The organism is Xenorhabdus sp. PB62.4 (genome assembly GCF_014467285.1).
Classification (GTDB): domain Bacteria; phylum Pseudomonadota; class Gammaproteobacteria; order Enterobacterales; family Enterobacteriaceae; genus Xenorhabdus.
Window position 1 is genome coordinate 36,088 of record NZ_NKHR01000001.1, and the last position, 13,963, is coordinate 50,050.

At 39.7% G+C, this 13,963-nt stretch carries 9 protein-coding genes; 5 read left to right on the forward strand and 4 right to left on the reverse strand.

What is annotated here, in order from left to right; genetic code table 11:
- Window positions 1-6: 6 nt before the first annotated feature.
- From Xenpb_RS00155 to Xenpb_RS00165, 3 genes are read right to left on the reverse strand one after another with little or no spacing between them, the layout of a single operon-like run.
- The gene (locus Xenpb_RS00155; RefSeq protein ID WP_187652550.1) at window positions 7-1,107 is read right to left on the reverse strand and encodes an AAA family ATPase; all 1,101 of its coding nucleotides are present in this window, start codon (window positions 1,105-1,107) and stop codon (window positions 7-9) included.
- A complete protein-coding gene (locus tag Xenpb_RS00160) occupies window positions 1,104-2,312 on the reverse strand; it encodes a restriction endonuclease subunit S (RefSeq protein ID WP_187652551.1) in 1,209 nt (402 codons plus the stop codon). Before Xenpb_RS00160 ends, Xenpb_RS00155 begins: the two co-directional genes overlap by 4 nt.
- On the reverse strand, window positions 2,305-5,298 hold the full coding sequence (locus Xenpb_RS00165; RefSeq protein WP_187652552.1) for a type I restriction endonuclease subunit R: 2,994 nt from the start codon (window positions 5,296-5,298) through the stop codon (window positions 2,305-2,307). The genes Xenpb_RS00160 and Xenpb_RS00165 overlap by 8 nt, the downstream gene beginning before the upstream one ends.
- Window positions 5,299-6,610: 1,312 nt before the next feature.
- On the opposite strand from Xenpb_RS00165, the gene potA reads away from it, so the two are divergent.
- The 4 genes from potA (at window position 6,611) to potD (ending at window position 10,765) form a co-directional block, all read left to right on the forward strand.
- Window positions 6,611-7,726 (forward strand): spermidine/putrescine ABC transporter ATP-binding protein PotA, encoded by a 1,116-nt coding sequence (gene potA, locus Xenpb_RS00170; protein ID WP_187652553.1) that lies wholly within the window; start codon window positions 6,611-6,613, stop codon window positions 7,724-7,726.
- The gene (gene potB, locus Xenpb_RS00175; RefSeq protein WP_187652554.1) at window positions 7,710-8,570 is read left to right on the forward strand and encodes a spermidine/putrescine ABC transporter permease PotB; all 861 of its coding nucleotides are present in this window, start codon (window positions 7,710-7,712) and stop codon (window positions 8,568-8,570) included. The genes potA and potB overlap by 17 nt, the downstream gene beginning before the upstream one ends.
- Window positions 8,567-9,346: a spermidine/putrescine ABC transporter permease PotC gene (gene potC / locus Xenpb_RS00180; RefSeq protein WP_187652555.1), complete on the forward strand. Its 780-nt coding sequence runs from the start codon at window positions 8,567-8,569 to the stop codon at window positions 9,344-9,346. The genes potB and potC overlap by 4 nt, the downstream gene beginning before the upstream one ends.
- A 366-nt stretch (window positions 9,347-9,712) precedes the next feature.
- Complete coding sequence (gene potD, locus Xenpb_RS00185; protein WP_187652556.1) at window positions 9,713-10,765, forward strand: spermidine/putrescine ABC transporter substrate-binding protein PotD; 1,053 nt, start codon at window positions 9,713-9,715, stop codon at window positions 10,763-10,765.
- Between the two features lie 60 nt (window positions 10,766-10,825).
- Here potD and Xenpb_RS00190 read toward each other — a convergent pair whose 3' ends face one another.
- Entirely contained in the window at window positions 10,826-11,698 is an 873-nt protein-coding gene (locus tag Xenpb_RS00190; RefSeq protein ID WP_187652557.1) for a phosphorothioated DNA-binding restriction endonuclease, read from the reverse strand.
- Between the two features lie 1,137 nt (window positions 11,699-12,835).
- Between Xenpb_RS00190 and Xenpb_RS00195 the strand changes: the two genes are divergently transcribed.
- Window positions 12,836-13,471 carry a phosphatase PAP2 family protein gene (locus Xenpb_RS00195; protein WP_222942827.1) on the forward strand — a complete coding sequence of 212 codons (636 nt, stop codon included), beginning with the start codon at window positions 12,836-12,838 and terminating at the stop codon, window positions 13,469-13,471.
- Window positions 13,472-13,963 lie beyond the last annotated feature (492 nt).

Below are 13,963 nucleotides of genomic sequence, written 5' to 3' on the forward strand. Positions count from 1 at the left end.
CTTCACTTATTTAGTTGTTTCGGTACTCATCTCTGGTAAATCAAATTGATAACGTTCCAGAAAAGCGCTTAAAATATTTTTGAAAAGTTTTTTGGTGTCTTCACCCATTTCTTTCGGATCGTAGGCCGAGTATTTGCCATGACTAAGCAAGTTTAGTGCACGAGCGTATAATACTTCATCTTCAATTCCATGAATACAGACAGAAAAATCTTTGAAGCCAAAAAAGGTTGCCGTTTTTTCTAAAATACTACGTAGCATATTGAAATGGTGGGTATAGAGTTGGCCTGATTCTAATGCTTTCTGTAACTCACTAAGCATGGCAACATGATGAAAAAAAGGTGTGTCATCGGTTGCACGTAAAGTATAGTCATTTGAATCGTTGCGACGATGTAAGAAATAGGCTTTATGCGATGTTTTCTTCAGTTCGTTACACATTACATTAAAAAATAGGCTATGGTGTGATGAAATCACCGTTTTCACCCGCTGGGTTCCACGTTTTAGCAGTTGTGCTAAATCACTTGCAACAGCGATTGCATTATTATCATCCAATGAGGAGATTGGATCATCAATATAAAAATATTTAACCCAGTTGTAAGCTTCTGCACCATCAATAGTTAATTCACAAATAGCCAGAAAAATACACCAGATGAAAATATTTTCTTCCCCGCGTGATACTTTAATATGACTACTATCACCATTTAAAAAAGTGATTGTCCATTTTTCATAATCGATTTTGAAGTCAAATTCAGCATACCGCTCCAGATAAGAAAAGATCCTTTCTTCGAGCGCCAGTTCTTTAAACCCATTAAAGAAATTGGAGTCTGAGTTGATCTTAAGCACGCGTTCAGTATTGTTGCTTAAATCGTTGTCCCAATAAAATAAGTCCTCGGTATAGGCATTAAAATACAGGGTATCTCTATCAACTCCCTTTTTTCGTTTACCGGCGTCTTTAAACTCCATAGAAAGGCGGGTTTTTCCAGTGCCATTGTAAGCGTAAAGCAAAACAAAGTTAGCACCGCCGTTATTGGTGTCTCGCAAATCGTCGCGCAACCGAGTCACCAATTTTCTCATATTGTTATATTTATTAATTCTGGGTTTGTTGCTCATTTTTTCTCCTCATTAATGGAGGGGAATAATTGCTGCATAAGACCTTTTTTATGATTTTTCAGTGAATCAAGTTTTTGGGTTTGTACTGTGATTAGCTCGTCGATGGATGAAAGGCAATCGGCGATTTTTTGTTGTTCTCTCAAATTGGGGATATATAAAATCATTTCTTTTATCTGCCCAACAGAAACTACATTTTTGATTGCTCCACCGGCGGACTGAGATAACAGTTTTTCTTGATTATTTGATAATTCTAAAGTTAGTTTTATAAATCTATGGTCTTGTCCTTTATGAACAGTTAATTTTAAAAGCGCTTGATTAATAATTCCTTTTTTATAATCTTGGGGGATTGTTGCAAATTTCCCCATAGTACCAGAACAACTCATGATTATGTCATTTGGGAGTACTAAAAATCTTTTCAGTTCATTGTACTTTTCTTCTGTAATGTAATATCTGAAGGAATCAAAATGTTGATGAATAGCATGCGATTGTTCATAAACTGCGTAGCCATTTTTGACAAAAATATCTTTTTTGAGAGCGCCTCCAAATGGACCTCTCACAAATTTACAGATTTCACCAAATTGCTGTTCGGACCATTTATCCGCATATCGAAATTCAGGAAAACGTAGTTTAGGCACAGTTTCACCTTCAGCCGGAAATAACTGCTGCATCAAGCCTTTTTTATGGTTTTTGAGTGCGTCAAGCTTTTGGGTTTGTGCAATGATTACTTCGTCAATGGATGAAAGGCAATCAGCAATTTTTTGTTGTTCTTCAAGTTTTGGTACAAATACTTCTATTTTTCCGATGGTTGTTTTCGATAAACTTGGGATCCCGCCTGCTTCGTTGTGATCGAGCCAATTAATGTTTTGAAATATTGAATAAATAAATTTTGGCAAACAATCCTTGAAAAAGTGTGTATAGAAGAGTGTATCAACGGTCCAAAATTTTCCAGTAAGAAACAGCGGGTTATTTATCGTTCCTTTTCTTCCAATGCAGGCGCTTTCCCCATCATACAAATAATCATTCACTGATAGCATGTAGCCACCAGAACCGTAAACAGGTATATCACCTGTGGATAGATGTTTGTAATCTTTTCCGCTTCCAATCTTAAGTAGATTGTCCAGTGATTTTTTTGTCCATTTTTCTGCATCCTTAAATTCAGGAAAACGTCTCTCAGGCACAAGTGCTTTTTTTGCTTGCCTACTCATACGCCGCTAACCCCGAAACCTCTCGCCCTTGGGCTAGTTTTTTTAACATTGGTACTAAATCTTCCATTAGTGCCAGTTCTTTTTGAGTTCTGGCTTTCCAGCCCAGATCTAACGGAGCTAATAAATCACTCAATTGTTCACCATCAAAAATCATACGGTTCATAATACTATCTACAAAGAATTGCAAGGCTTGATATTCCAAACCATGTTTGTTAGCTATTTCAGCCAAAGCATTTGCTGATTTGGCATCTTTAAAGGCTTGATAGCCTTCACGAATTTCTTTTTCACTTAATCCCTTATCCACTTTTAGGCTATTAATATATGCGATGATGTCTTCTCGCTCATCCATCAAATTAGCACTGGAACTGAGCAAGTTGATAAGCTGCTCGCGAGTCATTTTTTGTTTATCTGTTTTTTGGGTGTATTTGGCGATTAACCCCATGATGTAGTCGTAATCGATCACTGCTGATGCAAAAAGTACAAACTCAAAATCCAGTTGTTGAACTGTATCGTTTGCATCTTTTCCTTTGTCTTGTCGCGCTCTCAGGCGTTGAGCTGTTTCCAGATATATCCCTTTAAAAGCGCGTAGAGTGTCTTCGGGCAACAACTGTTCAATGTCTTGGCTTTGTTCTTCACTTAGGTCAGTATATTGATCAAGCTGGGTTTTCAGGCGCTGTACTTCCTTAAACAGGTTAATAAATTCTCCACGTGCATTGTCACCTTTAATATTAGCGACTTGCTCAGGTACACAAGGTAATCCCTGAGATCGCATAAATGTATCGAGTTTTTTGAGCGCTTTTTCCAGTTTGCCAATAACTTTAGGGGCAGGATCAACCAACCAGATTTCTTTGGCACGGTTATTATCTTTGCCAGAAAACAGAGCAATGGCTTCATTTACCGCATCTTCCTGACAACGAAAATCCAACACATTGCCATAAGGTTTTGTGTCGTTAAGTACACGATTGGTGCGCGAGAAGGCTTGAATCAAACTGTGATATTTGAGATTTTTGTCTACATACAGGGTATTAAGGTACTTAGAATCAAAGCCAGTAAGCAGCATATCGACCACAATAACAATGTCGATTTTGTTTTTATGTGGATAATCCTGATTGGAATATTGTTGGAATTTAATGCGATCCTGCACATCCTGATAGTACAGATCAAACTCATTAATACTATGGTTGGCTCCGTACTGTTTGTTGTAGTCGGCAATGATGGTTTTAAGCGCCTGTTTCTTTTCATCCGGATCTTGTTCGTTATCCGCTTTTTCCTGTGGCAAGTCTTCTTGAATTTGTTGTACGTCTTTGTTGCCTTCTGCCGGAGGTGAAAAGACACAAGCTATGTTCAGCGGTTGATAGCTGTCATCTTCTACCTTTTTTTGTTCTTGTGCTTCTTTAAACAATTTGCAGTATTCAATGGCATTATTGATAGACGCAGTCGCTAAGATCGCATTAAATCGGCGTGAATTGGTCGCCGTATCGTGTTTTTTTAATATGGCTTCGACTACTGCTCGTTGCGATAAGGTATCACTAGCTTTGGGTTTGGTACGACTTTCTGGTTTGAAATAGTCAATGTGGAAGCGCAGCACATTCCTATCATCAATGGCGTTAGTTATGGTGTAAGAGTGCAGCTCTTTTTCGAAAATATCTTCCGTAGTTTTATAAGATGCTTCGGTGCCATCTATTTTTTTGTAGATAGCGTTGTCTTCAAAAATTGGCGTACCGGTAAAACCAAATAACTGGGCATTGGGAAAGAACGTTTTAATAGCTTGGTGGTTGTCTCCAAATTGTGAACGGTGACATTCGTCAAAAATAAAGACGATGCGTTTGTCACGTAGAGGTTTTAAGCGTTCTTTATAGGTGAGTTGCCCCTTTTGTCTACTTTTTTTGTTTTGCTTACTATTTTCGTCCAGTGCTAAACCTAATTTTTGGATGGTTGTAACAATCACTTTATCGGCATAATCTGCTGATAGCATGCGCTGCACCAATGTTTCGGTATTGGTGTTTTCTTCTACACAGCCCTCTTGAAATTTATTAAATTCTTCACGGGTTTGGCGATCAAGATCCTTACGGTCGACTACAAATAGGCATTTTTCAATATCAGGATTGTCTTTGAGTAGTGTAGATGTCTTAAAAGATGTCAGTGTCTTCCCGCTACCTGTGGTGTGCCAGATGTAACCATTACCTCTGTTTTGATGAATACAATCGACTATGGCTTTTACCGCATAAATTTGGTACGGGCGCATAATCATCAGCTTTTGTTCACTTACCACTAATACCATGTAGCGGCTGATCATTTGTCCTAAGGTACATTTGGCTAGGAATTTGTCGGCAAAGTCGTGTAAGTGGACAATTTTGTTATTGTTTTCATCTGCGAGTTGATAGATAGGCAAAAAACGTTCGTCAGCATTAAAGCCGAAGTGCTGAGTATGGTTATTAGCAAAGTAGTAAGTATTGCATTCATTGCTGACAATAAATAACTGCATAAAACAGAGCAATGTATTGGTGTAACCGTTGCCAGGATCATTTTTATAATCAACGATTTGCTGCATAGCACGGCGCGGGCTGATATGGAGTGTTTTCAGCTCAATTTGCACTACGGGTACACCGTTGATAAGTATCATTACGTCATAACGGTGGTAGCTATTATCGGTATTGATGCGCAGTTGATTGATAACTTCGAATTCGTTTTTACACCAATCTTTGATGTTAACCAAAGTGTATTGTAGTGGTGTGCCATCCTCCCGAATAAAGGTATTACGTTCACGCAAGGTTTTGGCTGCGGTGAACACCTCTGCATTGACAATCTCATCGCGTAAGCGGGCAAATTCCGAATCGGTCAGCTCAACTCTGTTGAGCGCTTCGAATTTTTTACGAAAATTCTGCTCAAGAGACTCACGATCACGGATATCACGGCGATAGGTATATTTAAGTTCGGATAATTTTTGGATTAATTTTTGTTCGATTTGATTTTCTTTTAGTGTCATTTGAGACGCTCTTTTTATACAACCAAAAGACCTTGTAGCGCTAGCCATTGCAAGCGGTACATTATCGTTGATTTGATCGAGAATACTAGGGCTGTTTGCCTTCTGTGCGCAATAACGTACTCAGTCCGATTAGCAATTACACAATTATAATGTTAGTACGAGTATGCTGATGTCATTTTGTTAGAGTTTGTACTATTGATAGGAAGTGTTTAGTTTTGGTAAAAGCTTTCACTAACTCATTGATAATTAATTCACTATAAAACTTCTTATCTATCCTATGATTCTTATTTTTCTGCTAACTGGCTGTTTTTTCCTAGTATTGTTATAGCGTGAATCGTATTAGTAATTATTTATGCCAGAAAATACTTGAACAAGAAATCTACAACTCACATCAATACCGTAAAGAATGGTGATGAGATAAATTACTATTAAAGGTAAACAGCACCTGTTTTAGTAAGTAATAATCCGATTAAACAGCAATACCTGTATATCTTATTTTGGATGAAGAATAACATGGGTAACAACGGCATCTTAAGACTCATAAGAATCAATCACTCTATAGATATTTTGAGTATTGCATTCACGATAGTTTGTTACATCTAATTTATCCCGTTCAGGTGATATTTGGCAATAAGTTGGCAAAAATTGACTTTTTTATCAAATTCTTTTGTTCGTAAATACGATTAAATATCACTTAAATAATATTTAATAGTTTCCGTATGCTCAATTTAAATATCAGGCATTTTTTCCTAATCATTTATTAATTCACCGAGCTGCCAACAATTGATCACGTGAATATAGTATTCCTGAATCTTTATCTTTTTGAGACATTGCCAATAGTTTCAGTAATGCAATTGCAATGTTAATAAATTAATAGATCCCAATGATTGCCAGTATAAAAAGAGAGCCAGAATACCACAACAAGGGCATGAACACTTGAATCTGTTGGATGGCTCGGCGAGCAGGGCGTTGATGGTGATAGGGTTTGCTTTGAATACCTGACTGAATTTATTGAAAAAACAATATTTTTCCAATTCAAAAATATTCGACATAAAACTATTTCAATCTGGTAATATTCGGAGCAAAATAAGGTGCGCTGTTATCATTTATAAAATAGTAATAAAAAATGACATATTGTCATTGTTTCGGCTTTCAATTTGGGCTTACTGCGTTTATTATGCGCGCTTCGTAATTTCAACCGGCGCCACTGGCTTTGAGCTTTAGCGGAGAAATGATGCTTCCTGCTAGCTAACACAGTCTTTTCCCGTGGCGGTTCTATCTGCATTATTCCAAGGGATAGATGATAGCATAAATGACTGAGAATACCTCTCTGACACCACTTGTTGAATTGAAAGCCTTAAGTAAGGGCTTCGACGACAAACAAGTTATTTCACAGCTCGATCTGACAATCAATGATGGCGAGTTCCTGACCATTCTTGGGCCATCCGGTTGTGGCAAAACCACAGTACTCCGTCTGATTGCCGGGCTGGAAGATGCGGACTGCGGCAAGATTTTACTGGAAGGGCTGGATATTACCGATATCCCGGCCGAGCACCGTCACGTTAATACGGTCTTCCAAAGTTATGCCCTGTTCCCCCATATGACCGTATTTGAAAACGTCGCTTTTGGCCTTCGAATGCAGAAAACACCGGAAAAAGAGATTGCTCCGCGTGTTGAGGAAGCATTGCGCATGGTTCAGCTTGAAGAGTTTGCCCAGCGTAAACCCGCTCAGCTTTCCGGTGGTCAGCAGCAGCGTGTGGCAATTGCCCGTGCGGTTGTGAATAAACCCAAGGTCTTGCTGTTGGATGAATCACTGTCCGCACTCGATTACAAATTGCGCAAACAGATGCAAAATGAGCTGAAAGCGCTTCAGCGCAAGCTCGGTATTACCTTTATCTTCGTTACCCATGATCAGGAAGAAGCGCTGGTCATGTCAGACCGTATCGTGGTGATGCGTGACGGACGGATCGAACAGGATGGTTCTCCGCGTGAGATTTATGAAGAGCCGAAAAACCTGTTTGTTGCCCGTTTTATCGGCGAAATCAATATCTTTGATGCCGAAGTGTTGCATCGTATTGATGAACAACGGATACGCACCAATGTCGAAGGCCACGAATGTGATATTTTCACCGCACTGCCAGTGACGGTCGGGCAAACGCTGAAAGTGTTGCTGCGCCCGGAAGATCTGCGTGTGGAAGAGATCAATAACGGTGAGCAAGTATCGGGTTTGATTGGTTATGTCCGTGAACGTAACTACAAGGGCATGACGCTGGATTCTGTGGTCGAAATGGAAAATGGTAAAATGGTTATGGTGAGCGAATTCTTTAATGAAGACGATCCTGATGTTGACCATTCCCTGAACCAGAAGATTGCCGTCACTTGGGTAGAAAGCTGGGAGGTTGTGCTGGTCGATGAAGAAGACGCGTAAACTATTCCAGAATGTCGTCATTACGGGCGTGGTATCGTGGTTGATGCTGTTCGTCTTTCTGCCGAACCTGATGATCATCGGAACCAGCTTCCTCACCCGTGATGATGCCAATCTGGTACAGATGGTATTTTCACTGGATAACTACACCCGGTTGTTCGATCCGCTGTATGCCGAAGTGTTGCTACATTCGCTGAATATGGCAATTGTGGCGACGTTGTGCTGTCTGGTGATTGGTTATCCGTTCGCTTTTTTTCTGGCACGAATGCCGAAGAAACTGCGTCCGCTCATGCTGTTTTTGCTGATTGTACCGTTCTGGACGAACTCGTTAATCCGTATTTATGGCTTGAAGATGTTCCTCAGTACCCGTGGCTATTTGAATGATTTTCTGCTGTGGGTGGGGATTATCGATAAGCCGCTGCGCATTATGTATACCCCTGAAGCGGTTGTGTTGGGGCTGGTTTATATCTTGCTGCCGTTTATGGTGATGCCGCTCTATTCCAGCATTGAGAAGCTGGATAATTCCTGTCTGGAAGCGGCGCGCGATTTAGGGGCGGGTAAGTTACAGACCTTTATCCGCATTATCGTACCACTGACGATGCCGGGGATTATTGCGGGTTGTCTGCTGGTACTGCTGCCTGCGATGGGGCTGTTCTACGTGGCTGACTTGATGGGCGGGGCGAAAAATTTGCTGATCGGTAACGTGATTAAGAGCCAGTTTCTCAATATCCGCGATTGGCCGTTTGGGGCGGCGACCAGCATCTGTCTGACGCTGGTGATGGGGCTGATGTTGTTGGTTTACTATCGGGCGGCTAAGCTGCTGAACAAGAAGGTAGAACTGGAATGATCGGACGCCTGTTGCGCGGTGGCTTCATGACCATCGTTTATGCTTACCTGTATATCCCGATTATTATTCTGCTGGTAAGTTCGTTTAACCAGTCACGCTTTGGCATTAACTGGCAGGGTTTTACCACTGAGTGGTATAGCCTGCTGTTCTCCAATGACAGCCTGCTACAAGCGGCAGGCCACTCCCTGACGATGGCGGTAGCATCCGCCACGTTTGCCACGCTGATTGGTTCCCTGACTGCGGTTGCCCTGTATCGTTACTCGTTCCGTGGCAAAAAGTTTGTTGGCGGTATGTTGTTTGTCGTGATGATGTCACCGGATATCGTGATGGCGATTTCATTACTGGTGCTGTTTATGCTGCTCGGCATCTCACTTGGATTCTGGTCACTGCTGTTTTCGCACATCACTTTCTGCCTGCCGTTTGTGGTTGTGACGGTTTATTCCCGCCTGAAAGATTTCGATGTCAAAATGCTGGAGGCGGCGCGCGATTTGGGGGCAGGTGAACTGACTATCCTGCGTAAAATTATCCTGCCATTGGCGATGCCGGCAGTGATGGCAAGTTGGTTACTGAGCTTTACCTTGTCGATGGATGATGTGGTCGTTTCCTCATTTGTAACAGGGCCAAGTTATGAAATCCTGCCACTGAAGATCTATTCCATGGTCAAAGTCGGGGTTTCGCCGGAAGTTAACGCATTAGCAACGATTTTGTTAATTATGTCGTTGGTTCTGGTATTGATTAGCCAATTTGTGATGCGTGATCGCACCAGTAAATCCTAAGCTTCTCTATGCAGCGTGGTTGCAGGTTGGCCACGCTTTTCTTATTTTTTGTCCCTGTTTTCCCCCTTGCCCCATAGTTAAGCAATTTGAATAAACGTCAATAAGGGTTAACCTCTGGCCGTTTTTACTGTTAATTCAACTCATTCTGGATCGTCATAAACTTTCACTCCGTTATTTTGTGTGTAATATGCGCTCGATTATAATATCGTACAATTAATTCTTACAAATCGTACAATGCGTAATCCTATAAGCTAACAAGCGGCTTTACCCTATAAAATGCGGCTTTTATAATAGCTTTTTTTGGGGGGTAGGTTCATGTTGAACCTATATACGATACTAACGCACTGACTGCGTGGAAAGCATGACATGAAAAAGTGGTTTTATCTGTTAGCCGCTGGGATGATGGCATTAAGCATGGGTTTGGTGAATACCGCTTCTGCTAATGATGGCAAGACGCTGTATTTCTACAACTGGACTGAATATGTTCCGCCGGGTTTGCTCAACCAGTTCACTAAAGAAACTGGGATTAAGGTGATTTATTCCACCTATGAATCCAATGAGAGCATGTATACCAAGCTGAAAACCTATAAAGACGGCGCTTACGATTTAGTGGTTCCATCCACTTACTTTGTCTCAAAGATGAGTAAAGAAGGGATGTTGCAAAAAATCGATACAAGTAAATTGAGCAACTTCCATCATCTTGATCCTAACTTGCTGCATAAGTCTTTTGACCCGAATAACGATTATTCGATTCCTTATATTTGGGGCGCAACGGCGATTGGCGTCAACAGCGATAATATTGATCCTAAGACTATTTCTTCCTGGGCTGATTTTTGGAAGCCAGAGTACAAAAGCAGCTTAGTACTGACTGACGATGCGCGCGAAGTCTTCCAAATGGCGCTGTTGAAATTGGGATATTCCGGTAATACTACCGATCCAAAAGAGATTGAAGCTGCTTATCAGGAACTGAGAAAATTGATGCCAAACGTACTGGCATTTAACTCTGATAACCCAGCCAATCCATTTATGGAAGGTGAGGTTGATATCGGCATGATGTGGACTGGCTCTGCTTATGTTGCGCGTCAGGCTGGCACACCTGTTGATATTATCTGGCCGAAAGAAGGCGGGATTTTCTGGATGGATAGTCTGGCTATTCCGGCGAATGCCAAGAATATCGATGGTGCAATGAAGTTGATTGATTTCTTGTTACGTCCAGAAATTGCGGCACAGGTTGCCAAGAAAATTGGTTATCCAACTCCGAACTTGGGTGCGAAAAAATTACTGTCGAAAGCAATGGCAGAAGATAAATCTTTGTATCCCGATGAAGCTGTGATCCAGAAAGGGGAATGGCAGAATGATGTTGGCAATGCCAATATCCTGTATGAAGAGTATTTCCAGAAATTGAAAGCAGGTCAGTGATCTGACATTCAGTTGAATTATTGGGGGAGCTTTGGCTCCCCTTTTTAATATATTTGCAGGTTATTCTTTAAAAACCTGATTACGATGCCAGGTGATGAAATTTTCCAACGGATAATAGTCTTTGTTTTGGGGAAGTAATATAGGTTGTTTTGCAAAACTCCAAAAAAGCTGCTTAACCATTCGGCCGCCATTAATACTTTCTGAAACCAGTAAATTCATATTATTGTCGATACTGATTGAACCCATATCGAATGCGGAATGGTGCAGTGAACATAAGGCCAGCCCGTTATTTACGGTACATGGCCCACCGTGTTGTTTCCATTTGATATGTGCCGCCTCCAGCCCAACGGGAGTACTGTCATGCCGCAGGTTGTAACCACATATAGCACACTCGTAGTTATAGGCACGTAATATTTGCCGCCGAAAATGCGGATCACGTTTTTTACGGACATCACTTAAAGAGAAATCCAATTGATTGGCGAGCAGTTCCTGTATGCTGCCAGGGAAATGTTCACTGAGGATTTGTTGTGCCAGTTTATCGATGGTAGCGGGTTTACTGCGCAATAACTTATAGCTTGATTGGTCGAAACCGGCCTTAACGCCGAATTCAATCAGCTCACGTCTTGGCGGTTGCCTGCTGCCAGTTTGTGGTGTGCAAAGCTCGGCATTCTGCAATTCCCAAAATCCATCGCCGCGTAATCGCCAGAAGGGTAAGGAAGGATCGTGGCTTTTACGTCTTGGACCAAAGTTATTGAGTAATTCCAGTAATGGCTGGTGGATCTCCTCCCCATAATCAAACAGTTGTTCATGGCCTTTCTGATATTGAGAGAGCACGTACAACAACAATAATGGCTTATGTGGTGCACGTTGATCTCCCTTACGCCATATAGAAAGGTTTGAGATTGCAACTTGTAGTTCTTTGATTGTAGGCATGTAAGCTGTTTGATTAATGGGTAAAGGTATTGCGATCATGCTCGCAAAAGTGGGGGAGGGCAAGGTGTTGGTTCTGAATTGAATAATTTTTGATAAGAATATCTTACTTGCTATATATCTTTTGAGAATATGATAATAGAGAGTACGGAAATATTTAGAATGATTACTGTATACCATGCCCACCAAAATCCGATAAAGTCAGATAATAGCCCCAATAACATAGTCAAAAAGATAGACGATATAAAAAAATAATTTCATTAATTGAAAGAGTTTTCCCTAGATTTTTACTATCAGATTCATTCATAATTAATGTATTTCTTATCACTCTAATGCGAGAATAACTTAATGCAAGTTATAATATAATTTTAATTATAGAAAATTATATTGTAAAAATAAAATAATATCTATTTATTCAAAATATTAGTTTTATATCCGTTATACATAATGGAGTTAGTTACCTTTGGTATATTACATGGTGTGATTGTGCTTTCTTCTCAAGAAAATCTATTATGATAACAGTTACTTTTTATGGATTTTAAAATTTATTTTACTGATTTTATTATGTTTTTTTGAAAAGATTAGTTGGTGGTAGTCTATGGAATTCTTATGGTAGCTAGCATGATCTGATTTGAATGGAACATCAAGCATCTTCAATGACGATGGGTATACTCAAGTAATAACAATGGCTATTAATAATTGCTTTATAAAATATATTTATTAAAATTAATAAAGTTACGCAAGTAAATATTAAAAAGAGTTTTTTAGGTTGAAGGATGACTCCATCATGACAATCATCTCTGCATACACCATATTTTTATCCATAATAATCTTAATTTAATTGATATTAATTTCATAAAATGCTCTGTTTTCAAAATTTACTATTTGACTTTAAATAGCCTTAACTCAATAAATATCTTCTTTCTGTTCCATCAATTATCTGATAAATAATAGATTACACTAACCCTATCCTCATAGCGTCTTTATTCTGAGATTTTTATTTTCAGTGATAGTGCCGCCTGTATCATTATGGAAAAAAGTAATGGGTAGAGTAGGAAGCTTTGACGTCATCAATAGGTTTGTAACTGACGTGATAATTGGATCGGATAATAAAAATTGTCAAAAGATCAGGAGGTCAGGATGAACTGGCGCATTGAACGGTTAGGATACCGCCTATTGTGCTGTTTATTGGGATGGGGGATGGTTGGGGGTGTTTACCAATTGACAGCGAGTTATCAGATGAAAGGTTACGATCAAGCAACAATATTACCGCTTTCTGTTATTGATCAGTGGATCGCGTTTTCTTCTAATGGCGTCTGGCTCTATCTCTCTTTTTTCTTGTTGATACCCTTGGCTTACCTGTTTTGTCCGCTATCCCGTGTGCGTTGGTTGATGTTCGCTATGCAGGGATGTGCTCTGTTTTCTGGCTTGATCTATTTGCTTTATCCCACGACTCTCGATTATCCGCTTATTGTGGGTGACAAAATCGCAGATCGTGTGCTGGCTTACTTGATCACGATAGATTCAGCACAAAATTGTTTGCCTTCGCTACATGCTTCACTGACTGTATTATCTGTATATGTTCTTTGGCAAAAGGAGCAAAAGGTCAGGCGGTTGTTATGGTTAATGTGGGGCGTGTTGATCGTTTTTTCTATCATTCAATTACGGCGACATCTATTTATCGACCTGATGGCGGGAGTATTAACGGCAGTGATTGTTGGTATTTTGTGCCAGCTTATCTTGCGTTCGGTCGTAGTTCGTTCTGATTGTAAGTGAGCCAGCAAATGGAGAACTTCATAGTGTCTTATTCCCTAAATTGGGCAGGTAGTTGATAACAAATGAGCTCTGGTTTTATGAAAGCAGAGTCTGGAAAAATGAAATAAAAACAAAATAGCATTTTATTTAGTGGATTATTCCTCTAAATAGTCTGCTATTAATTCAGAGGATTAAACTGGGTATTTTTATTTTCAAAAGATATATGTGCTGGTGAATTGATTATTTTCTTTTGTTTAAGAACAAGTAAAAACATTGGATTAATACTTGTACAGTATTTATATCATGCCTATATATAAGTAATTTATTTATGAAATAAAAACAAAAAATGACTATTTTTAATGATTAAATCAATTAAGTTTACTTGTAAGATAACGTTAATTTTTACGTTACATAGATACAACAAATTCCATGATCAAACCTCATGATATGTCTTCTTTATTAAAAAAATTTTATGGCATTGAAATGGTTAATTGATAAAACTTTTTATTTTTC